The following is a 20,316-nucleotide window of genomic DNA, read 5'->3' on the forward strand; positions in this document are numbered from 1 at the left end:
AGGGGCGGTATTCCTTCCAGGGACACCGTGGAACTGGCTCCGCCAGGCCGCCGGTGTCGCCCCTGCAAGGGGGTGGGTGCGACACGAAGTGCGCAACCTGGGGGTGTTCAAAGAAGCCGGTTTTCGAGCAGTTTTTTTCGCAGCGTATTGCGGTTCATGCCCAGCCATTCGGCCGCGCGCGACTGGTTGCCGTCGGCATGGCGCATCACCACCTCGAGCAATGGCCGCTCCATCACCCGGGTCATCATGTCGTACATGCCATGCGGCTCGGTGCCATGCAGGTCCTTGAAATATTCCTCGAGATTTTCACGGATGCATTCTTCGATGTGTTTTTTGCTCACAGAGCGGTCTCCACGGGTTCTTCATCGCTGGTGGCGAAAGGTCCGTCCAGCGGCGCGGGCATGCGGTCCATGCGGCCGGCCAGCATCTCAAAAAATTCGCCCACGGCGGCGAGCTGCTCGGCCGGGGTCTCCAGCAGGTTCATGCGCGCACGGAAGTCCTCGCCGCCGGGCAAGGTCTTCACGTACCAGCCGATGTGCTTGCGTGCGCTGCGCACACCGGTGAAGTCGCCGTACAGGCTGTAGTGATCATCCAGGTGGTCGAGCAGCAGCCGCTGCACCTCGGCCACCAGGGGCGGCGCGAGGTGGGTGCCGGTGGCCAGGAAATGCGCCACTTCGCGGAAGATCCACGGCCGCCCCTGGGCGGCGCGGCCGATCATCACGGCATCGGCGCCGGTGTAGGCCAGCACGTCGCGCACCTTCTCTGGCGTCGTCAGGTCGCCATTGGCCACCACCGGCACCCGCACCGCGGCCTTCACGGCAGCGATGGTGTCGTATTCGGCCTGGCCCTTGTAGCCCTGCTCGCGGGTGCGGCCATGCACGGTCAGCATCTGTACGCCGGCCTGCTCGAACAGGCGCGCCAGCGCCACCGCATTCTTTCGGGCCTGGCACCAGCCGGTGCGCATCTTGAGCGTCACGGGCACGCCGTGCGGCAAGGCGGCGGCCACCACGGCTTCGACGATGGACAGCGCCAGCGGCTCGTCCTGCATCAGCGCGGAGCCGGCCCATTTGTTGCACACCTTCTTGGCCGGGCAACCCATGTTGATGTCGATGATCTGCGCGCCGCGTTCGATGTTGTAGCGCGCGGCCTCGGCCATCATCTGCGGCTCGGTGCCAGCGATCTGAACGGCGATGGGCGCCACTTCGCCGTCGTGGTTGGCGCGGCGGGAGGTCTTGAGCGTGTTCCACAGGTCGCGCCGCGAGGTCACCATCTCGCTCACCGCATAACCGGCGCCCAGCGCCTTGCACAGGCGACGGAACGGCCGGTCGGTCACACCCGCCATGGGGGCGACGAACAGGCGGTTCGGCAGGGCATGAGGGCCGATGACTGGGCCGGTGGACATGGGCAGCGGGTTGGGGAGAACGGTGGAACCGAACAAAGGAAACGGGGGGAAGGACGGCATTCTAGCTGCCCAAAATTTCAGCAATTGAAATCTGCGGGACCAGGCGGCAAAACGGGGAAATGAGCCTGCTGTCTATACTGGGTCACCCATGGAAGCCTGGATCGATCAACTACTCCCCCTGCTGGCGCTGCCGAAGTTCGGCCTGAGCACCGTCTTCATCATTTCCTTCATCTCGGCCACGCTGCTGCCGCTCGGCTCGGAGCCTGCGGTGTTCGGTCTGGTCAAGCTCAACCCGGACATGTTCTGGCCCGCCATCCTGGTGGCCACGGCCGGCAACACGCTCGGCGGCGCGCTCGATTGGTGGATGGGCTACGGCGCCCACAAGGTGGCCGACAAATACAAGCATTCCTCGCACCACACCCGGGTGCTGGCCTGGCTGGAAAGGCTCGGCCCCAAGGCCTGCCTGCTGGCCTGGATGCCGCTGGTGGGCGACCCGCTGTGCGCCGTGGCCGGCTGGCTCAAGCTGCCGTTCTGGCCCTGTCTCGCCTACATGGCGATCGGCAAGTTCCTGCGTTATTTCCTGCTGACCGGCTCACTGGCCTGGGCGTTCCCGGGGCTCGTTCACCTGGGCGGGTGAACCCGCCGTTCAGAAACGCTCGTGTTCGGCCAGGTAGCGCCACTGGCCGGGGGCGAGTTGCTGCATCGGCACCCGGCCGATGCGGATGCGCTTCACGGCCTTGATCACCAGCCCCGCGGTCTCGCAGAGGTGGTCGACCTGGCCCGGCCGCTCCCCCTTTAGCGCGAACCGCAGCGATGTGCGCACGCCGTCCTCGGCCTGGCTGCCGACGCTGACCTTGGCCGCCGGCAGCAACTGCCCACGCTCGGACACAGGCCGGCCGAGCTTGTTCAGCACCTGCGGCGTGACCTCGCCCTCGACCTCGACCATGAGTTCGTGCTCGATGACGGCCGCGTCTTCCTTGAGCTTTCGCGCCACGCGCCAGTCCTGCGTCCACACCACGAGGCCGCTGGCGCGGGGATCGATGGGGTGCACAGCGTGAGCTGGGTGAAATGCTTCTTCAGGCACCGGATGTCCGAGCGGTCGGCCGGCGACCGGTTGGCGGCCATAAGCAAGGCCTGCGCCTGCGGCGTGCCCAGGCTGATGCCGACCGGCTTGTGCAAAAGCAGCGTGACCGGGTTCAACGCCAGCAGGCTGGCCTCGGCATCGACGTCGATGCGCTGGGCTTCGGTGACCCGCGCCATGGGTTCCTCGACCACCTGGCCATCGACCGACACCCAGCCACCTTCGATGTATTGCTCGGCCTCGCGGCGCGAACAGTTGAGCTGCTGGGCCAGGCGTTTGGCGAGTCGGACCGGTTCTGTCATGTTGGGGAAAAGCAAAAGGAGCTGGGGGCAACCGTCACCGGCCGCCCTGCCCATTGTTTCGTGCGATGGCCAAAGGCCCAGGTTGCTCCGGCCCTAGCCGTAATGGGACACCCATTCGAGCCCCTGCGCGTGGGCCGCGCCGATAGCGTCCTCCACGGTGGCGAAGGTGCCGCGTTCGACGGCGATCTCACGCGCCCGGGTAGGCCAGACCTGTTTGACGATGACCAGCGTCGGGGTAAACCCGCCGTCCTTCAGCGCCTTGGCGCTGCAGAGCAGTTCGTAATCTTGATGTTGGAAAGTTCTGGTGTCCATGCTGCCTTCTCGCCCCGAAAGCAGGAGTATGCGTCATTCGGGGGAGGGTCGGACAGATCCGAACCGCCGGCGCCCGGCACGCCGATGCCACGGTGCCGAACGCATGCAAACTCAGCGTGGCCGGTACGCCGGCTGCGACGGCGGTGGTGCACCGCGGTTCTCGATATGGCGGAACTTGATGCGGCCCTTGCTCAGGTCGTATGGGGAGAGTTCGAGCGACACCTTGTCGCCGGCCAGGATGCGGATCCTGTGCTTGCGCATGCGCCCGGCGGTATAGGCGACCAGGGAATGGCCGTTGTCCAGCGTCACGCGAAAACGCGCGTCGGGCAACACTTCGGCGACCACGCCGCTCATCTCGATCAGGTCTTCTTTGGCCATGAATTTCTTTCTGAAGTTGTTGTGTCTGCTGGAAGGTGGAACACGCCGCGCCGCTGGCTCAACAGGCCAGGCTCATGCGGGAGGCTGCGGGCTGGCGGGATTCGGAAACCCAGACCAGGCCTTGCTCACGGGCGTACAGGTGGGCGGCGTTCTCGGAAAAGAAGCTGCCCTTGAAACGCATGACGCGGTCGGTGGACGCGCTGCCCCGTCCGCTGCGGATGGAGACGCTGGCTGCGTATTGGCCGTCGGCAAGTTGCCTGGAGAACGGAGAGACGAGATATTTGCCGATGGCGATGGAATGGTTGTTAGCGTTCGATGTCAATGGATGCACAGCCGCGGTACTTGCCACGGCTCGGGAAGAAAACAAGGCATGCCCAATGCCAGGGTTCCCAGATTGCCGGCGCGGCCAGAGGCCGGGGCGGCGGTCGCCTGGCACTACAGCAGCAGGGCGAGGCGACAGAGGGAAGGTCGGGACCGCTGGGCGCCCGCCCCCAGCAAAACTGGGCGACTGGCGAAAAAATGGTCCACGCGATTACAGGGCTTGACTAGTGGTTCTGCTGCCGAGAACCGACTTCACGTTGAGAGGGTGAAGATCAGGAAAGTCGCAAACGCGATTGACGGATTCTATCACCCTCGGCTGGCCGGTCGATTTTCCCTGTCGGATTTCCCGACCAGCCGCCAGGGTCAGCTGCTGAACAAAAAGTTCATCACGTCGCCGTCCTTGACGACGTAATCCTTGCCTTCGGCGCGCATCTTGCCCGCGTCCTTCGCGCCCTGCTCGCCCTTGTTCGCGATGAAGTCGTCGAAGGCGATGGTCTGCGCGCGGATGTAGCCCTTTTCGAAGTCGGTGTGGATCACGCCGGCAGCCTGCGGGCCGGTGTCGCCGACATGGATCGTCCAGGCGCGCACTTCCTTTACGCCGGCCGTGAAATAGGTCTGCAGGCCGAGCAGCTTGTAGGCCGCGCGGATCAGCCGGTTCAGGCCGGGCTCGTCCTGGCCCAGCGCCTGCAGGAATTCGAGGCGGTCGGCATCGTCCATCTCCGACAGTTCGGCCTCGATCTTGGCGCAAATGGCCACCACCGGCGCGTTCTGCGCGGTGGCGAAGGCCGTCAGCCGGTCGAGCAGCGGGTTGTTCTCGAAACCGTCTTCCGACACGTTGGCCACGAACATCGCGGGCTTGGCGGTGATCAGGAAGAACTGCTTGAGCAGCGGCAGTTCCTCCTTGCTGAAGTCGAGCGTACGCACCGGCTTGGCCTCGTTGAGTGCGGCCTGGCATTTCTCGAGGATGGCCACCAGCTTGATCGACTCCTTGTCGCCCGAACGCGCGGTCTTGGTCACGCGGTGCAGCGCCTTCTCGACGGCGGCCAGATCGGCCAGGCAGAGCTCGGTCTGAATGACCTCGATGTCGGCGATCGGGTCGACCTTGCCGGCCACGTGGATCACGTTGTCGTCTTCGAAGCAGCGCACCACGTTGATGGTGGCGTCGGTTTCGCGGATGTGCGCCAGGAACTTGTTGCCCAGGCCTTCGCCCGTGCTGGCGCCCGCAACCAGCCCCGCGATGTCGACGAACTCGACGATGGCCGGCACGATGCGCTCGGGCTCGACGATGGCCGAGAGTTGCTGCAGCCGCGGATCGGGCACTTCGACCACGCCCACGTTGGGCTCGATGGTGCAAAAGGGGTAGTTTTCCGCCGCGATGCCGGCTTTGGTCAACGCGTTGAACAGGGTCGATTTACCGACATTGGGCAAGCCCACAATGCCACATTTCATGGGGAATCCTTCAGGAGCCAAACACTTCTCGGCCCGAGTCGGCGCACCGGGCAGCAGAGAAAAAAGGGAGACATGACCGCCGCGCGGACGCGGGGCGGTGCGAGGCCGCCATTGTAATGACCGCCCTCGCGGGCCGCGCCGGCTGGCGCAGCCGTTCCGTGGAAACTGGTCAGTCGAACCTGTAGTCGGCGGCGGCTTGCTGCCCGGTGCGCAGCTCGAAATCCACGCCGTCGACCACGATGGCGTTCATGCCGAAGGCGATGGCGCCGCCGACCACGGCCACCTGGCGATAGGCCTGCAGGGTGTCGCCGACTGCGGGGCCGCTGATGGCAGTGGCGGGGTCGATGTTGGGGATGGGGCAGCGGGGGCAGGGCTTGACCATCTTCAGTCGGGCATGGCCCTGGGCGGTGGCGATCAGCAGTTCGTCGAGCCGGTCTTCGTCGTGTGCGTCCAGTCCGGCGAGCACGATGTTGGGCCTGAAACGTTCGACGCCGACGGCAGTATGGCCCGCTTCCCGCAGGCGCTCGTTCAGCCCGTCGAGCGAGGCCTCACTCGTCACCAACACCGGGAAGCCGTCGCTGAACTGGTTCGGCGCCTCGATGCCACCGGTCCATTTCAGACTGGACAGGCGCCGGTGCTCGGGGTCGAAACGCACGAGGCGCAGCTTCTGCGGCGCGGCCACACGGCGGCCATCCGCGTCGGTGTTGAGGAAATCGCTGAACCACTGCGCGGCCACGTCGCCCATGTCGTAGGCCTTGACGGTGTCATCCCACACCGTTGCCGTCACCGCGCCTTCGACGGCGTCGAGCGCGAGGTGCAGCGCCAGCATGCCCGGCGCGCGCAACACCAGGTCGTGCTGGCGCAGTTGCGGCCGGATCAGCGCCATGCGCGGCAGTTCGCGCTGGCTCACGAAGCGCCCGGACGCATCGACCACCATCCAGGCGCGGTCGAATTCAAGCCCGGTCTCGGTGAGCAGCACGGCGTCGACCTCGACGCCTGCGCAGGACTTGATGGGGTAGACGAACAGGCGGGCGATCCGGGCCGAGACGTCCATCTCGGGCAAGGCGGCAGGAGTGTTCAAGGCGATTCCTTCATCGAGAGGCCGATTGTGCCCTCCCTCCTACAATCCATGGGATGAAACCCCAACGCTCATTGCTTCGCCTCGACGAGGCGCGTCAGTGCCTTCGGGCGGCCGGGCGCCACTGACATGGCCCAATCCTTCGACATTTGCATTCGCGGCGCCGGCATCGTCGGCCGCACGCTGGCCCTGCTGCTGGCGCGCGACCGGCTGCGCGTGGCCCTGGTGGCCCAAGCCGGGCCGGCGGAAGAAGCCGGCCACGCCGACGTGCGTGCCTATGCGCTGAACGCCGCGTCGCGCGGCCTGCTCGAGGCCCTGCGCTGCTGGCCGGACCCAGCGCACGCCACCGCGGTGACGGCGATGCAGGTGTTCGGCGACGACGGCGGCGAGGTCAACTTCCAGGCGCGTGCCCAGAAGACCGACGCGCTGGCCTGGATCGTCGACGTGCCCGCGCTGGAGGCCCGGCTGCGCGACGCCGTGCGCTACCAGCCGATGATCGAGGAAGTGACCACGCCGCCGCAGAAGGCTGCGCTCACCGTGGTCTGCGAAGGCCGGGCCAGCGCCACCCGGGCCGAATTCGGCGTGGACTTCGAAGCGACCCCTTATGCCCAGCAGGCCATCGCCACGCGGCTCAGCTGCCGCCTGCCGCACGGCCAGGTGGCTCGGCAGTGGTTTTCGAACGGCGAAATCCTGGCTTTTTTGCCGCTGGGCGGCGCCGAGGGGAACTCCGTGGCCGTGGTCTGGTCTGTCCATGCAACACGTGCGGCCGACCTGCTGGCGCTTTCCGATGAAGATTTTGCGCAGCAGTTGATGGCCGCAAGCCACGGTGCGCTGGGCGACTTGAAATTGGCCGGCATACGCGCGGCTTGGCCGCTGCAGCGCGCCCAGGCCAGGCGCTGGGTGGGCCGCACGCCGATGAGCTGGGCGCTGGCGGGTGACGCGGCGCACACCGTGCATCCGCTGGCGGGCCAGGGGCTGAATCTGGGCCTGGGGGACGCGGCCGAGCTGGCGCAGGTGCTGCATGCGCGGGAGTACTGGCGCAGCGTGGGCGACGAGAAACTGCTGCGCCGCTACGAACGGGCGCGCAAGGCCGCGCTGCTGGCGGTCGGCGGCGCCACCGACGGCTTGCAGCAATTGTTTGCGCGGCAGGAGCCCGCGCTCCAGGGCCTGCGCAACTGGGGCATGAAGGGCTTCGAGCACAGCGGCTGGGTCAAGGCCTGGGTCGCACGGCAAGCCATGGGCGCCGGGCGTTGAAGACATCGATTCGAGATCAAAGGACAAGCGAAATGAGAGCGACCAACACCTTCTTCCAGCGCGGCTTGCTGACCACCCTGGCGCTGACCTGCCTCGCCGCCACTGCGCAGGAAGCCACCATCCGCAAGAACCTGAAGGAACGCATCCCGCAGATGCCCGAGATCGAAGAGATCAGCAAGAGCCCGATTCCGGGCCTGTACGAGCTGCGCATGAACGGCGCCGACATCATGTACACCGATGCCGAGGGCAATTACCTGATCCAGGGCAACCTGATCGACACCAAGCTGCGCAAGAACCTCACCGAGGAGCGCATCGACAAACTCAGCGCCGTGGCCTTCGATGCGCTGCCGCTGAAGGATTCGTTCAAGATCGTTCGCGGCAACGGCAAACGCAAGATGGCGGTGTTCGAAGACCCGAACTGCGGCTATTGCAAGCGTTTCGAAGCCGAGATGGCCAAGGTGACCAACGTCACCATCCACCTGTTCCTCTACCCCATCCTCACGCCGGATTCGCACGTCAAGTCGAAGAACATCTGGTGTGCCAAGGACAAGGCCAAGGCCTGGACCGACTGGATGGCCCGGGAACTGGTCCCCGCGACGGCCGACTGCGACGACGCGGCCACCACGCGCAACGTGGAATTCGGCAAGAAGTACCGCATCACCGGCACGCCCACGCTGATCTTTGCCGACGGCTCGCGCGTGCCCGGCGCCATCAGCGCGCCGCAGGTCGAGAAATACCTGGCCGACGCCAGGAACTGACGCACGCCGATCCGGCTTGGGCCGGGTTGACGGGCCGCCGGCGCACGGGCGAGGCCGGCCTCCTGTATTCTTGAGCGCTCTATGCCGCACTCTTCCCAGCCCTCCTCCGCCCTCGCCTCCGGCCTGTCGCCGGCCATCAGCTACCGGGTCGAGGTGGCCGACCTCCATGCCCACCTGTTTCGCGTCAGCCTGACCATCGCCCAGCCGGCCGCGCTGCAGCGGGTGTCTTTGCCGGTGTGGATTCCGGGCAGCTACCTGGTGCGCGAATTCTCCAAGAACCTGCAGAACCTGCAGGCCCAGCAGAGCCGGCGCCGCGTTGCCAACCTGCAGCAGATCGACAAGAACACCTGGGACGTGGAAGCCCACACCGGCAAGGCGCTGGTGCTGAGCTACGAGGTGTATGCGCTGGACAACTCGGTGCGCACGGCCTGGCTCGACGCCGGCCGCGGCTTCTTCAACGGCACCAGCCTGTGCCTGCGCGTGCATGGCCAGGAGGCGGTGACGCACGGGCTCGAGATCGTGCCCGGCAAAGGCATCGAACATTGGTCGGTCGCCACCGGCTTGCAGGCCGCCCAGGTCGACGAACAAGGCTTCGGCCAGTACGAGGCGGCGAGCTATGACGAACTGGTCGACTGCCCGGTGGAGATGGGCACGTTCTGGAGCGGCGACTTCAAGGCCGGCGGTGTGCCGCACCGCTTCGTCGTGGCCGGCGCCCCGCCCTCCTTCGACGGCGCGCGCCTGCTGGCCGACACCCAGGCCATCTGCGAAGCGGAGATGCGTTTCTGGCACCAGCAGCAGGCAGCCACCGGCAAGCTCGCGCGCAAGCCGCCGCACGCGCGCTACGTGTTCATGCTCAACGCCGTGGACGACGGCTACGGCGGCCTGGAACACCTCAACTCGACCGCGCTGATCTGCAACCGCCGCGACCTGCCACGCCTGGCCGACTCCACCGCCGCGAATGGCCAGGCCGCGCGCCAGAGCGAGGGATACACCACCTTGCTCGGCCTGATCAGCCATGAATACTTCCACACCTGGAACGTCAAGCGGCTGCGGCCCGCCGAATTCACGCGCTACCACTACGACGCCGAACAGTACACGCAACTCCTGTGGTTCTTCGAAGGCTTCACCAGCTACTACGACGACCTGCTGCTGCGCCGCGCCGGCCTGCTGGACAACGCGGCCTACCTGAAGCTCTTGAACAAGACCATCAACCAGGTGATGCAGACGCCTGGCCGGCTCGTGCAGTCGGTGGCGCAGTCGAGCATGGATGCCTGGGTGAAGTACTACCGGCAGGACGAGAACACGCCCAATGCGACCGTGAGCTACTACACCAAGGGCGCCCTCGTCGCGCTGTGCTTCGACCTCACGCTGCGCGGCGAGGGCCGCACCACGCTCGACGAGGTGATGCGTGCCCTGTGGGTGCGCTGCCAGGCCGGGCCGATGTCCGAAGCCGACTTCGCGGCCGTGCTTGCCGAATTGTCCGGCCGCAGCTTCGATGCCGAAATCGAAGCCTGGGTGCATGCCAAGGGCGAGTTGCCGCTGAAGGATCTGCTGGCCGGCCACGGCGTTGCGGTGCATGAGGACGCCGCGCAACTCGCGCAGCGCCTGGGCCTGCGCGTGAACGAGAGCCAGGGTGTGACGGTCAAGATGGTGCTGCGCGGCGGCGCCGCCGAACAGGCCGGCTTCGCCGCGGGTGACGAATGGATCGGCGTCGAAACCCCCAGTGGTGGCTGGCGCCTGGGCAAGCTCGACGACCTGCCGCTCTACGCCGGCACCAGCCGCAGCTTGACGGCACTGGTGGCGCGCGACAAACGCCTCATCAAGCTGCCATTGACACTGCCAGCGCCGGCCAGCAGCATCACCTGGCGCCTGTCCATCGAAAACCCGCGCGCCGTGAGCGCCTGGCTCGAACCAGAAGCCGCCACGGTACGCTGATACTTTCCAACCAGAACCAGGAGATTCCCATGAGCGATGGCACCCACTTCGAGACGATCACCGTGCACACCGAAGCCGACAAGGTCGGCATCGTCACGCTGAACCGCCCCAAGCAACTCAACGCGCTGAACGACCAGCTCATGGACGAACTCGGCCAGGCGCTGCAGGCCTTCGACGCCGACCCCGCCATCGGCTGCATCGTGCTCACCGGCAGCGAGAAGGCCTTCGCCGCCGGCGCCGACATCGCCGCCATGGCCAAGTACAGCTTCGCCGACGTCTACAAGGGCGACTACATCACCCGGAACTGGGAGAGCATCCGCGGCATCCGCAAGCCGGTGATCGCCGCCGTGAGCGGCTTTGCGCTGGGCGGAGGCTGCGAACTGGCCATGATGTGCGACTTCATCATCGCCGCCGACAACGCCAGGTTCGGCCAGCCCGAAATCAAGCTCGGCGTGATCCCCGGCGCCGGCGGCACGCAGCGACTGCCACGGGCCGTGGGCAAATCCAAGGCCATGGACATGGCCCTTACCGGCCGCATGATGGACGCCGCCGAGGCCGAACGTGCCGGTCTGGTGAGCCGCGTGGTGCCATTCGACAAGCTGATGGACGAAGCGCTCGGTGCGGCGCTGATCATCAGCGACTTCTCCCGCATCGCCGTGATGGCCGCCAAGGAATCCGTGAACCGCGCCTTCGAGAGCGGTTTGAGCGACGGCGTGATGTTCGAGCGCCGCCTGTTCCACAGCCTGTTCGCCACCGCCGACCAGAAGGAAGGCATGGACGCGTTCCTGACCAAACGCAAGGCCGTGTTCCAGCACCAGTGACGCGTGAAAATTGCCGGCATCCAAAACCGGCAAAAATCCAGGCTATAATTTAGGGCTTAGGCGCTTTAGCTCAGTCGGTTAGAGCGATGGAATCATAATCCACAGGTCCGCGGTTCGAATCCGTGAAGCGCCACCAAGACCTCAAAAGCCTTTTAAGTCAACGACTTAAAAGGCTTTTTTTATTTGCAGGGGTGCCACTTGGGGGTGCCACCTATGGCGATTTCTGCGCCTCGTCTCTACCGTAAACCTGGTTCAGGCGTTTACTTCGCGAGGGTCCTGCTTGGACCGGTTCCGACCGGAAAATCGGCCGGAAAAACCGAGCTTCGACGCTCACTTCGGACGAAATGCCCGATTTTGGCGGGCAGAATCATTGGAACGATCAACGCTGTCCTTGCACAGGTTCCAATGTCACACCGCGCCGCTTTCTATGACGACGTTCACCGTCAAATCCTCGACCGTTTCATCGGGCACGAGTCCGAGCCGCTGCGAATTGAAGATCCTGCCGACCTGAGCAACTTCATTGGTTTCTTTGAAGACTTGAACCAGCAAGGGCTCGAGGAATTCAAGGGTGTTTTCATCGAACGCGTGGCCAAGAGGGGCGTCTACAGCGCTGCACCTCCGTTTACCGTGAGGGGCGAGGACGACCGGGTAGCGGCCATCCAACTGATGAAAGAGCTGGCCAGACCAGAACTCGCGGACTTGAAAGACGCCCTCTTAAGTCGCCTGCGTGGACGTCCAGTGATTCCGGTGCAGCGCACGGAGGATGTGGCAGCAAGGGATTTGGGCGACGACGTTAACGGACTTCCGTTCCCGACATCCGGCCAGACTCAAATTCAACCATTTCGACCGCCTGCAGTCGTGGCAGAAGCGGGCATTGAAACGCCGCAGACGGTCCCTGTCGAGAACCCGCTCGCCTGGAAAGTGGCGCTGGAGCGGTACGGCCGTTCGTTGCGGGCTGATGAAGCGGTCAACGACAAAACCAACGCTGAGCGACAAACCTTGCTCTCTCAGCTGCATGACTTTGCCGTGGAGGAATACGGGCTGACCCAGAATTTTCTTGTCCACGAGATCAAAAAGCACCACGTTGCTGCGTTCATGGACATGTCTGCATCACGCCCCGCGAGAAGCGCTTCAAAGAAGCCTTCCGGTGGGAATGCCGCATCTTCCGCCATCCCAACCATCGCGGCAGGCACTTTGCTCAAACGAATTTCGAGTTTGGAGCTCTTCTTCCGATGGGCGATGGAAGAGGTCCAAGCTACTGACGCAAATCCTGCTGCCGGACTAGGGCGGCGGAAGGCGGTCTTGCGCGAGAGGAAAAACGACAGTCAGGAATCGTACAAGCCGTTCACGGCCGACCAACTCAAAACAGTGTTCGAGCCCACACGCTTTCTGCTGGAATGCCGGGATGCCGATCATTTCTGGGCGCCCCTGCTTGGCGTACATCTCGGCGTGAGATTGGGTGAGATTGTCACGCTTCAGCTCGATGCCATCCAGCAGCATGCCATCAGTGGCATCTGGTATGCAGACGTCCGTCCAGAGGCGGCAAAAAATGCCAACTCGGTCCGTCGACTTCCCATCACCCAGCCGTTGATCGACCTAGGGTTTCTCGACTACGTGAAGAAACTGAAAAAGCTAGGGGCATCCAGTCTGTTTCCGCATCGAGACATGAGCACACCTTCGGCCATCCGCCAGCCGTCCAAAAACACGAGCGAGAAATTTGCAAGATTTTTGGATGTCTGTGGCGTGACGGACAAGGATCTGGTGTTTCATAGTTTTCGGCACACCGTCGTGACGGCATTGCAATACGGAGGTGTGCCGCTTCACGTCAGCCAACAAATCGTGGGTCACATGGCCCAGGACCATGCGATCAAGACCGGCGAGCTGACACAGGAGCAAGCTCGCAGCGTCACCTTTTCGGCTTACACACATACCGACATACCCAGCATGACGGTGGAGGATCCGTTCAAGGTGCTTAAAGATGCGCTGGAAAAAGCAGTACGGCCTCCGCTTGAATACCCGCTGCTGAAAAGGGCCGCCGCGATTGTTTTGCAGCACGTTCGCAAGACACATGAAGGATTCGAGTCTGGATGGGCGCCTCAGGATAAGCAGTACTCCCGACAGATGGGCACCGCTTTAACTGAAGGAGTCCGACGCTCTATTTGAAGTGCTGGTACTGTGCCGACGTGGGCGGGTACCCCGTCAGGGGACATTGTTATGCAGTTCCACATTAGAGCGATCCACTTTTCCATCGAACGCTCACCCCGCAAATCCTTGTCAAAACTCAAGGGCAGTGGCTTAACGGCCGATGGACTTGGATCAATGTAAAGGGAAAAGCGGGTCAGTCGCAAGCAGCAATCCACAGCTAGAACCCGTACAGCCTCGCAGGATTGGTGACAAGAATTTGTTCGCGTTCTTGCGCGGAAGTCCAGGAACCGAAGATATTGAGTTGGGCCCCGTCGTCAATCGGGTGGAAAGGCTCTGCGCCGTCGCGATCGCGCGGCACGCCGGGCCACGGACCGGTATGCGGCCAATCCGTGCCCCACAGCATGCGCTCCGGGTTCGCATCGATGAGCGCGCGGGCAATGGGTTCCAGATCTCGTCCGTCGGGCTGCTCGATGACCCGGTAAGGCGCCGAAAGCTTGATATACACCTTGCCGCTTCGGACGAGCGCCAGCAGTTCGCCAAGCCCCGTCTGTCGCAGTCCGGCGGTCGGGTCGGCGAGGCCGAAGTGGTCGACGACCAGAGGCACCGGCAATGCCTTCATGACATCGCTCAGACCCGCAATGACATTCAGCGTCGTGTAGGTTTGAAGATGCCAGTCCATCTCTGCGGCCATCGCGGCAGCAGCGCGTATGCGAGCGGCCGCAAGTACCGGGTCCGTTTGCCCATATGACTGCAAATTGACCCGGAGCCCGCGGACACCCACGGCGTGCAGCTCATGAAGGAGCCCGGGTTCTGTGCCCTCGGGGACGACGGCAACGGCCCTGGCTTCGCGGCCCATGGCCCGCAGCGCCCGAAGGGAATCGATGACACATGCGTTGTCGTTGCCTTGCGGGCTGGCTTGCACGATGACCATCCGCTGGATGCCAATGCGGTCGTGCATGGCCAGCACATCACCGAGGCTCGCGATGGCTGGCGCGAACGTGCGGTCCTCTGCGAGCGGGTAACGCTCTCGCGGCCCGAAGATGTGCACATGGCAGTCGCATGCGTGTGGCGGTAGCGGGAAGCCAGGCCTGGAGTGGTGGGCGTCCAGAATGGGCCGCTCGCCCGGCAGGCCTGCATACGGCTCGAAGACATAACGTTTCATGGCTGGTCACTCGGCCTTGATGTCCGCATCTTTGATGAGCTTGCTCCACTTGGCATACTCGGTCTTGAGGTAGCGGTTGAACTGATCGGGCGTTTCGTCGACCAGCACAAATCCCTGCGTGGTCAGCTTTTCCTTGACTGCCGGGTCCGCGATCACGCGCCGTATTTCCGCATTGATCTTGTCCACCACCGCGGTGGGCGTGCCCGTGGGCGCCATGATGCCCAGCCAGGTTCCGATTTCGAAGCCAGGAATGCCCGACTCCGCGACGGTCGGCAGTCCAGCGGCAACGTCGACGCGTGCGGGACTGGTCACGGCGATGCCGCGCAGGCGTCCCGACTTGACGTGCGGCATGGCGGCCGAAGCGTTGGCGAACATCATCGGCAGCCTGCCACCGATGATTTCCGTCATCGCCGCCTGTTCGCCAGGGTAGGGAATGCTGGTGATTTTGGTGCCGGTCATCACGCTGAACAGCGCCCCCGCCATGTAGGGCGAAGTCCCGACGCCGCCGTTGCCATAGTCCAGGACGCCCGGCTTCGATTTCGCCAGTTCGATGATTTCAGGGACGGTGTTCGCCTTCAGGGCCGAACCCGCAACAAGCACCAATGGCGCGCTGCCGATCAGTGCAACGCCGGTGAAATCCTTCTGCGGGTCAAAGCTCTTGACCTTGTTGATGATGGGCGCCACCGCCATCACGGTCTGGCTGCCAATCAACAGGGTGTAGCCGTCGGGTGCCGCGCGGGCAACTGCTTCCGCCGCAATCATCGACGCCGCGCCATTGCGGTTTTCGACGATGACCGGCTGCCCGATGTTCATGCTCTGCGCCACGATGCGCGCGACCGTATCCGGAGCGCCGCCAGGCGGTGAGCCCACAATGAGTCGAATGGGCTTCGATGGGAAATCGGGCTGGGCACCCGCGGTGCCACCCAGCACTGAAAGCACGGAGAAAGCGGCCAGGGCCGCCATGTTTCGACGACGATGAACAGTCATTGTGTTTGTCTCCTTCTAATTTCTGGCGGCGCTCACGGGCGGACCGCGGACGCCACGTCGCCATCGGTTCGCTGGACGTTGAGCAGGAAGGAAATGGTGGTGGCCAGCGCCAGAAAAGCGCAGAGTTCCGCCGTTCCTTGCTCGCCAAAGTGCGAAACGACCGAGGCAAAGGTACTGTCCTGCACGCGCTTCGTTCTCTGCATTTCACTCGCGAAGGCCAGCGCCGCCGACAACGCTGGCGGTTGGTCCGGAACCAGCCCCTTCCTGATGCCATCCAGGCATTCCTGGGAAATGCCGGTCTCCAGGGCCTTTGCGGCATGGTTGTCCCATTGGTACCGGCATTGCTGCTCGCTGGCCACGCTCAGGAACACGGCCTCGAGCACCTGTCGCGGTAATGCGCCATGCCACAGTTTTGTCGAGAGTTTCTCCACCATCTCCGCGACATCCGGGCTGGCCAGCAGCGTCGCGTAAGGACGGGGAAGCTTGCCCCTTCCCGACACGATGCGTTCATAGGCGTCGCGTTGCGCCAAGGGCAGGGCGTCGGGCGACGAAACCGGATATCGTTGCATGGCGGTGCTCGATCGGCGTCAGGCGTTCGGCTTGATGTCGCCAGCCTTCACCACTTCGGCCCATTTGGCGATCTCGCCTTGGACGCGTGCGGAGAACTCCTGCGGCGTACTGCCCACGGGCACAAAGCCGGCTTCGATGAGCCGGGCACGCAGCGGTCCTGTCTTGACCAGTTGCGAAGCCGCCGCGCCCAGCCGGGCGACCGTCGCTTCGGGAAGACCTGCCTGGCCGATCAGGCCGAACAACGGGGTGGTGTCCACCTTCGGAAGGCCCGCTTCCGCGGTGGTCGGCACGTTGGGCAGCTGAGGCACGCGTTCCGGACTGGTAACCACCAGGGCCCGCACAGTCCCGGCCCGGATGTGCTCGAGCATCGTGGGCACGGTGGTGAATCCGAACTGCACATGCCCTGCAATCAGGTCCGTCAGCACGGTCGAACCGCCGCGGTACGGGATGTGCCGGATGTCGATGGACGCGGCCTGCCGGAGCTGCTCGCCAGCCAGGTGAGGCGCACTGCCGATGCCGGCGGACCCATAGGTGAGGCTGCCCGGCTGGGCCTTCGCGAGCGCCAGAAATTCCTTGATGTCTTTCGCCGGCACGGCGGTGTGGGCAATCAGCACCAGCGGCGCGGTGGCCATGAGGGAAATCGGCGTGAAGTCGCGCAGCGTGTCGTAGGGCAAGGCCTTGCCGAAAAGTCCCGGATTGATGACAAACGCCGTATCGACGAAGCCCAGCGTCTGGCCGTCCGGCTTGGCCGAGGCGATCGCCTTGGTCCCGATCTGGGTCGCCGCGCCGCCCTTGTTCTCGACGATGAAGTTGCTCCCGAACTGCGGCTCGAGCGCCTGGCCAAGCATGCGGGCCAGGGCATCGGTCGCCGCCCCTGGCGGATACGGGACCACGATGCGCACGGGACCCGACGGATAGGCCTGGGCGCATGCATTCCAGGAGATGCCAGTCATGGCGGCGCTTGTGCCGGCGACGAAGAGGCGGCGCGTGAGGTTCTTCATGGTTGTCTCCTTGGCTTTTCTAGGCCTGCTCGCTTGCGGCCAGAATCTCGACATCGGGCTCTGCCCCCAGACCGGCGGCCGAAGCCAAGGTGAATGTGCCATTCACCAGTGGGATCGTGTCGCGGTACGGGGTAAAGGCCAGGTCGCAGAACAGCCGCTCGATGATGGTGTCCTGCTCCGCCGCGGCCAGCACGTGCAGCGTGGCGAGAAAGCCCGGGCCGAAGAACGCGGTCTGCGGAGAGAAGCGGACGCCGGGGTGGTTTGCGCAGGCCTCCGCGACCCTCTGGAGCGCTGTCACGCCACCACACTTGATGGCGCTGGGCTGCACCCAGTCCACCGCCTGCTCCGTCACCATCCGGGTGAGCTCCAGCAGGTTCGAGGCGTTCTCGCCTGCCGCCACCGGAATCTGGCTGTCCTTGCGCAGCTGCTTCATGCCGTCCAGGTCCTCCGGGGGCCAGATCGGCTCCTCGATCCAGAATGGGTCGGAGGTCGCCATCGCGCGGACTTCCGCGAGCGCGTTGGCGGTCGTCCAGGCGCAGTTCGTGTCCACCATCAGGGGCATCCCGCGCGGCATGGCCGCACGGGCGATGGCGACGGCCTCGGCCGTGCGTTCATGCAGCTTGACCTGTGTGAAGCCCGCGTCGATGGCCTTGCCGACGTTGGTTTCCAGGTGCTCGCGGTTGCCGTAGTACTGCAGCAGCGATGCGTAGGCCGCAATCCGGGTCCTTTTCGCGCCTCCCAGAAGCTCGTACAGCGGCACCCCCTCCAGCTTGCCGCGCAGGTCCCACAGGGCAATGTCCAGACCGCTGAGCGCGTGCAGCACGGGCCCTGAGCGGCCCAAGTTGTGCAGCATGCGTTCGAGCGAGGAAGTCAACTGGCGGTCGGTCGCGTCCTTGCCAAGCGCCAGCGGCTCGACGCGGTGACGGACCAGGGCGCAGACGGCGTCCAAGTCGGCGGCGTAGGCTTCGCCCCAGCCGACCATACCGTTTCCAAGTTCGACGCGCATCCAGATGCTGTCCAGCGTGGTCCGCGATTTGCCAGCGAACAAGGGCGCCGGCGCGCCGTGGTTGAAGGGCAGGCGCACCTTGAAGCATTGGATGGCTGCGATGGCGGTGTTGGACGATGTCATTGGCCGGCATCTTCACCGCATAAATCCATGCGGTCAAATGCATAGATATACTGGTTTCATATGAAAATCAATATGAAAAATCGGGAGATGCAACTGCTGTGGGAACTGGGGCGCACCGGCTCCGTGACCAAGGCGGCGGACCGGGTGGCGATGTCCCAGCCAGCCGCGAGCGCGCTCATCCGGACCCTCGAAGAGCGGCTGGGGTTTCCCCTTTTCGTTCGGGAGAAAAGGCGTCTGACGTTCACCGCGAAGGGCCGCGCCCTCCTGCCGGAAATCGCCAACATCCTGGCCGCGCAGGACAGCTTGAACCGGCTGGCGAGCACGCTGAGGACCGATGCCACGCCGAGGGTGGTGATCGGCAGTGTGGCATCGGTCGCGGCGACGATTCTCCCTTCGGGCGTCGAGCGGCTTTGTCGCTCGCTGCCTGGCGCCGCGGTTTCGGTGCGCACAGCCATGTCGATGGAAATTGCCAACATGGTGGCGGAGCAGCGTGTCGATTTCGGGGTGGTGGTCGACGAGGCGGGGCCGGACGGCCCGGGCCGTCTGCAGGTCGCACCGTTGCATCTGTGCTGCCTGGTCGCGCCGACGCATGCCTTCAGCGCTCTGAAGACTGTGACGGTGGAGGATCTCGCCACGCACAAGTACGTTGCGCTGGCGCGGCAGTTCAAGATCGGCGCGGCCACCGCCAACCTCTTCGAGAGCGCCGGCCACGGCTTTGCGCCCGCGGTCGAGGTCATGCAGTTCTCCACCGCCTGTGCTTTCGTCAGCGCCGGATGGGGCGTCGGCATTCTGGACAGCCTGAGCGCGAAATATGCAGCGAACTTCGGCCTGGCGACGGTGCCGGTGGAAGGCGAGATCAGTCTCGGCGTTGCCCTGCTTTGGTCGCCAGACAGCAGCCTGGGCGCGCATGCCAGTGATTTCGCCGACGGACTCACGGCGGCGTTCGGGTGAAGGGGGACGTGGGTACCTTCGGTGGCGGTGTTTGGAGCGGCACACCCACGTATGGCATACCTGTTTGCGAACAAGCGCGGCACACGTTTGAAGTGCTGGCACCTTCATGCGCCCAATAAGTGAGCGCTTCTTCGATCGGCCCGTTGGTCGCTCAGTTCGCCGAAGTCATAGCCGATGCATCGCACCATCGGACGCGTCCAGCTTCGAAGCGGTCAATACAGGAAGGTTCTCGGTCCAGACCGGGCCACTGCTGTTGACCACCGCACTGATGTCCTCCGTCTGGCGCAGGCTGTTGCCGGTGCTCACGGAACAGCCAGAGCAGATCACCGACCTGAAACGGCCATTCAAAAGGTTTCGCTGGCGGCATCCAGGCGAGTCCGGCGCGGGTTACCCAGGGACGGGCTTCGTCGACGTCGACCGTGCAGCGCGCGGTCACGGCCATGGCGTCACTGAAGGCGCCGTTGCGGCAAAGCTCCTTGATGGGCATGCCTGCCTCGGCTTGCCGCAGGAACCCAATGATCTGTTCCTCGCTGAATCTGCTCTTCTTCCTATCCGTCATTCTCCGGGCGGTTGACGGCCTTTGCGAACTTTAGGTCGGTACGGCTGAGAGGGGGCAGTCACTTTACCTGTGCCCCCTGCGGCAGGTCAGCGCCAGCGATCTGCTCGCCCTCAGTCTGCGCTGGCGCAACGACTGAGCGACTCATTATTGCTGGGCGGACTCGATCGAATACCGATCAACAGTCGCCCCCAGCAGAGCCGGAAGAGGCACCTGTAAGCCCTCCGAGATCTTCAACAACACCGTCAGCGACGGTTGGTTTTGGCCGACCTCCATCTTGGCCACGAACGTCCTATTGACGCCACATCGATGCGCCAATTCTTCTTGCGATACCCCCAACGCATTGCGCCGCGCTCGGAGTTCGGCCGCGAAGGCTCTCATCAGCGGAAGATTTTGGGTAGACGTGCGCACCCCGCAACTTTCGATGCCTTGAACCACAAATGCACCACCATATATGGTACAAACTAGTTTGCGGATTTCCTTAGTGGAAATCGGTACCTGAGTAACGAGAGATACCCCATGAAACTCAAACGGCACTGGGCCCTGCTTCTTCCCGCGATCCCCTTCGTAGCATTCAACGCGGTTGCTCAGCCAACGTTGGACGCTGTGGAAACTTTTATCCAACATCCGAACCAATGCTCGGTCTACATCGGCGGACCAGATCGCGTAGCTGATGGGGCCGACCGGGAGTACGGCGCCGCACTGGCTGCTGCGGTGTCCACTT

At 64.3% G+C, this 20,316-nt stretch carries 22 protein-coding genes, 1 tRNA gene and 1 pseudogene; 8 read left to right on the forward strand and 16 right to left on the reverse strand.

From position 1 onward, the window contains the following. Window positions 1-107 precede the first annotated feature (107 nt). A complete protein-coding gene (locus RD110_RS21755; RefSeq protein ID WP_076201947.1) occupies window positions 108-341 on the reverse strand; it encodes a helix-turn-helix domain-containing protein in 234 nt (77 codons plus the stop codon). Beyond that, a complete protein-coding gene (dusB, locus tag RD110_RS21760; protein WP_076205424.1) occupies window positions 338-1,402 on the reverse strand; it encodes a tRNA dihydrouridine synthase DusB in 1,065 nt (354 codons plus the stop codon). The genes RD110_RS21755 and dusB overlap by 4 nt, the downstream gene beginning before the upstream one ends. Before the next feature lie 148 nt (window positions 1,403-1,550). Here dusB and RD110_RS21765 point away from each other — a divergent pair, with 148 nt between their 5' ends. Beyond that, on the forward strand, window positions 1,551-2,039 hold the full coding sequence (locus RD110_RS21765; RefSeq protein WP_076201949.1) for a YqaA family protein: 489 nt from the start codon (window positions 1,551-1,553) through the stop codon (window positions 2,037-2,039). Window positions 2,040-2,048: 9 nt separating this feature from the next. Here the strand turns inward: RD110_RS21765 and RD110_RS28895 are convergent, their stop codons facing one another. From RD110_RS28895 to RD110_RS21795, 7 genes are all read right to left on the reverse strand, one after another. Continuing rightward, window positions 2,049-2,396, reverse strand: a complete 348-nt coding sequence (locus RD110_RS28895) for a pseudouridine synthase family protein (RefSeq protein ID WP_338053059.1) — start codon at window positions 2,394-2,396, stop codon at window positions 2,049-2,051. After that, window positions 2,309-2,785 carry a S4 domain-containing protein gene (locus RD110_RS28900; protein WP_338053060.1) on the reverse strand — a complete coding sequence of 159 codons (477 nt, stop codon included), beginning with the start codon at window positions 2,783-2,785 and terminating at the stop codon, window positions 2,309-2,311. Before RD110_RS28900 ends, RD110_RS28895 begins: the two co-directional genes overlap by 88 nt. Window positions 2,786-2,878: 93 nt before the next feature. Then, window positions 2,879-3,097, reverse strand: a complete 219-nt coding sequence (locus RD110_RS21775; RefSeq protein ID WP_076201950.1) for a hypothetical protein — start codon at window positions 3,095-3,097, stop codon at window positions 2,879-2,881. A gap of 111 nt (window positions 3,098-3,208) precedes the next feature. Continuing rightward, window positions 3,209-3,475, reverse strand: a complete 267-nt coding sequence (gene infA, locus RD110_RS21780) for a translation initiation factor IF-1 (protein WP_076201952.1) — start codon at window positions 3,473-3,475, stop codon at window positions 3,209-3,211. A gap of 58 nt (window positions 3,476-3,533) precedes the next feature. After that, window positions 3,534-3,797 (reverse strand): hypothetical protein, encoded by a 264-nt coding sequence (locus RD110_RS21785; protein ID WP_076201953.1) that lies wholly within the window; start codon window positions 3,795-3,797, stop codon window positions 3,534-3,536. A 362-nt stretch (window positions 3,798-4,159) separates the two neighbouring features. Then, the gene (ychF, locus tag RD110_RS21790; protein WP_076201955.1) at window positions 4,160-5,245 is read right to left on the reverse strand and encodes a redox-regulated ATPase YchF; all 1,086 of its coding nucleotides are present in this window, start codon (window positions 5,243-5,245) and stop codon (window positions 4,160-4,162) included. A 169-nt stretch (window positions 5,246-5,414) separates the two neighbouring features. Beyond that, the gene (locus RD110_RS21795) at window positions 5,415-6,299 is read right to left on the reverse strand and encodes an MOSC domain-containing protein (RefSeq protein WP_076201957.1); all 885 of its coding nucleotides are present in this window, start codon (window positions 6,297-6,299) and stop codon (window positions 5,415-5,417) included. Between the two features lie 153 nt (window positions 6,300-6,452). Here RD110_RS21795 and RD110_RS21800 point away from each other — a divergent pair, with 153 nt between their 5' ends. The 6 genes from RD110_RS21800 (at window position 6,453) to RD110_RS21825 (ending at window position 13,254) form a co-directional block, all read left to right on the forward strand. Next, the gene (locus RD110_RS21800) at window positions 6,453-7,577 is read left to right on the forward strand and encodes an FAD-dependent monooxygenase (RefSeq protein ID WP_076201958.1); all 1,125 of its coding nucleotides are present in this window, start codon (window positions 6,453-6,455) and stop codon (window positions 7,575-7,577) included. 32 nt (window positions 7,578-7,609) lie between these two features. After that, a complete protein-coding gene (locus RD110_RS21805; protein ID WP_083686432.1) occupies window positions 7,610-8,335 on the forward strand; it encodes a DsbC family protein in 726 nt (241 codons plus the stop codon). A gap of 81 nt (window positions 8,336-8,416) precedes the next feature. Next, window positions 8,417-10,270, forward strand: a complete 1,854-nt coding sequence (locus tag RD110_RS21810; RefSeq protein ID WP_076201960.1) for a M61 family metallopeptidase — start codon at window positions 8,417-8,419, stop codon at window positions 10,268-10,270. A gap of 29 nt (window positions 10,271-10,299) precedes the next feature. Next, window positions 10,300-11,091 (forward strand): enoyl-CoA hydratase, encoded by a 792-nt coding sequence (locus RD110_RS21815; protein WP_076201961.1) that lies wholly within the window; start codon window positions 10,300-10,302, stop codon window positions 11,089-11,091. A gap of 59 nt (window positions 11,092-11,150) precedes the next feature. Continuing rightward, a tRNA-Met gene (locus tag RD110_RS21820) sits at window positions 11,151-11,227 on the forward strand. A gap of 77 nt (window positions 11,228-11,304) precedes the next feature. Then, entirely contained in the window at window positions 11,305-13,254 is a 1,950-nt protein-coding gene (locus tag RD110_RS21825; RefSeq protein WP_083686433.1) for a site-specific integrase, read from the forward strand. A 199-nt stretch (window positions 13,255-13,453) separates the two neighbouring features. Here the strand turns inward: RD110_RS21825 and RD110_RS21830 are convergent, their stop codons facing one another. From RD110_RS21830 to RD110_RS21850, 5 genes are read right to left on the reverse strand one after another with little or no spacing between them, the layout of a single operon-like run. Next, window positions 13,454-14,398 carry an amidohydrolase family protein gene (locus tag RD110_RS21830; RefSeq protein ID WP_083686435.1) on the reverse strand — a complete coding sequence of 315 codons (945 nt, stop codon included), beginning with the start codon at window positions 14,396-14,398 and terminating at the stop codon, window positions 13,454-13,456. A 6-nt stretch (window positions 14,399-14,404) separates the two neighbouring features. Then, on the reverse strand, window positions 14,405-15,385 hold the full coding sequence (locus tag RD110_RS21835) for a Bug family tripartite tricarboxylate transporter substrate binding protein (protein ID WP_076201965.1): 981 nt from the start codon (window positions 15,383-15,385) through the stop codon (window positions 14,405-14,407). Window positions 15,386-15,417: 32 nt separating this feature from the next. Continuing rightward, window positions 15,418-15,954 (reverse strand): carboxymuconolactone decarboxylase family protein, encoded by a 537-nt coding sequence (locus RD110_RS21840; protein ID WP_083686437.1) that lies wholly within the window; start codon window positions 15,952-15,954, stop codon window positions 15,418-15,420. An 18-nt stretch (window positions 15,955-15,972) separates the two neighbouring features. After that, entirely contained in the window at window positions 15,973-16,956 is a 984-nt protein-coding gene (locus RD110_RS21845) for a Bug family tripartite tricarboxylate transporter substrate binding protein (protein WP_076201968.1), read from the reverse strand. Window positions 16,957-16,975: 19 nt separating this feature from the next. Next, window positions 16,976-18,085, reverse strand: a complete 1,110-nt coding sequence (locus RD110_RS21850) for a mandelate racemase/muconate lactonizing enzyme family protein (RefSeq protein WP_076201970.1) — start codon at window positions 18,083-18,085, stop codon at window positions 16,976-16,978. A gap of 60 nt (window positions 18,086-18,145) precedes the next feature. On the opposite strand from RD110_RS21850, the gene RD110_RS21855 reads away from it, so the two are divergent. Further along, window positions 18,146-19,036, forward strand: a complete 891-nt coding sequence (locus tag RD110_RS21855; protein ID WP_083686438.1) for a LysR family transcriptional regulator — start codon at window positions 18,146-18,148, stop codon at window positions 19,034-19,036. A 442-nt stretch (window positions 19,037-19,478) separates the two neighbouring features. On the opposite strand, the pseudogene RD110_RS28125 reads toward RD110_RS21855, so the two are convergent. Then, a pseudogene (locus tag RD110_RS28125) lies at window positions 19,479-19,595 on the reverse strand (transposase); the annotation flags it as partial. Window positions 19,596-19,739: 144 nt separating this feature from the next. Beyond that, a complete protein-coding gene (locus RD110_RS28670; RefSeq protein ID WP_239467092.1) occupies window positions 19,740-20,219 on the reverse strand; it encodes a helix-turn-helix domain-containing protein in 480 nt (159 codons plus the stop codon). Window positions 20,220-20,316: the final 97 nt, after the last annotated feature.

Origin of the sequence: Rhodoferax koreense (assembly GCF_001955695.1) — a bacterium.
GTDB lineage: Bacteria > Pseudomonadota > Gammaproteobacteria > Burkholderiales > Burkholderiaceae_C > Rhodoferax_B > Rhodoferax_B koreensis.

What these genes read in the sequence shown, in the direction of transcription:
- dusB (WP_076205424.1), bottom strand. Translation starts at nt 1,402, where the DNA reads ATGTCCACCGGCCCAGTCATCGGCCCTCATGCCCTGCCGAACCGCCTG.
- RD110_RS21765 (WP_076201949.1), top strand. Translation starts at nt 1,551, where the DNA reads ATGGAAGCCTGGATCGATCAACTACTCCCCCTGCTGGCGCTGCCGAAG.
- RD110_RS28900 (WP_338053060.1), bottom strand. Translation starts at nt 2,785, where the DNA reads ATGACAGAACCGGTCCGACTCGCCAAACGCCTGGCCCAGCAGCTCAAC.
- RD110_RS21775 (WP_076201950.1), bottom strand. Translation starts at nt 3,097, where the DNA reads ATGGACACCAGAACTTTCCAACATCAAGATTACGAACTGCTCTGCAGC.
- infA (WP_076201952.1), bottom strand. Translation starts at nt 3,475, where the DNA reads ATGGCCAAAGAAGACCTGATCGAGATGAGCGGCGTGGTCGCCGAAGTG.
- ychF (WP_076201955.1), bottom strand. Translation starts at nt 5,245, where the DNA reads ATGAAATGTGGCATTGTGGGCTTGCCCAATGTCGGTAAATCGACCCTG.
- RD110_RS21795 (WP_076201957.1), bottom strand. Translation starts at nt 6,299, where the DNA reads ATGGACGTCTCGGCCCGGATCGCCCGCCTGTTCGTCTACCCCATCAAG.
- RD110_RS21800 (WP_076201958.1), top strand. Translation starts at nt 6,453, where the DNA reads ATGGCCCAATCCTTCGACATTTGCATTCGCGGCGCCGGCATCGTCGGC.
- RD110_RS21805 (WP_083686432.1), top strand. Translation starts at nt 7,610, where the DNA reads ATGAGAGCGACCAACACCTTCTTCCAGCGCGGCTTGCTGACCACCCTG.
- RD110_RS21810 (WP_076201960.1), top strand. Translation starts at nt 8,417, where the DNA reads ATGCCGCACTCTTCCCAGCCCTCCTCCGCCCTCGCCTCCGGCCTGTCG.
- RD110_RS21815 (WP_076201961.1), top strand. Translation starts at nt 10,300, where the DNA reads ATGAGCGATGGCACCCACTTCGAGACGATCACCGTGCACACCGAAGCC.
- RD110_RS21825 (WP_083686433.1), top strand. Translation starts at nt 11,305, where the DNA reads ATGGCGATTTCTGCGCCTCGTCTCTACCGTAAACCTGGTTCAGGCGTT.
- RD110_RS21830 (WP_083686435.1), bottom strand. Translation starts at nt 14,398, where the DNA reads ATGAAACGTTATGTCTTCGAGCCGTATGCAGGCCTGCCGGGCGAGCGG.
- RD110_RS21835 (WP_076201965.1), bottom strand. Translation starts at nt 15,385, where the DNA reads ATGACTGTTCATCGTCGTCGAAACATGGCGGCCCTGGCCGCTTTCTCC.
- RD110_RS21840 (WP_083686437.1), bottom strand. Translation starts at nt 15,954, where the DNA reads ATGCAACGATATCCGGTTTCGTCGCCCGACGCCCTGCCCTTGGCGCAA.
- RD110_RS21845 (WP_076201968.1), bottom strand. Translation starts at nt 16,956, where the DNA reads ATGAAGAACCTCACGCGCCGCCTCTTCGTCGCCGGCACAAGCGCCGCC.
- RD110_RS21850 (WP_076201970.1), bottom strand. Translation starts at nt 18,085, where the DNA reads ATGACATCGTCCAACACCGCCATCGCAGCCATCCAATGCTTCAAGGTG.
- RD110_RS21855 (WP_083686438.1), top strand. Translation starts at nt 18,146, where the DNA reads ATGAAAATCAATATGAAAAATCGGGAGATGCAACTGCTGTGGGAACTG.
- RD110_RS28670 (WP_239467092.1), bottom strand. Translation starts at nt 20,219, where the DNA reads ATGTTGGATAAAAGTTTCCACAGCGTCCAACGTTGGCTGAGCAACCGC.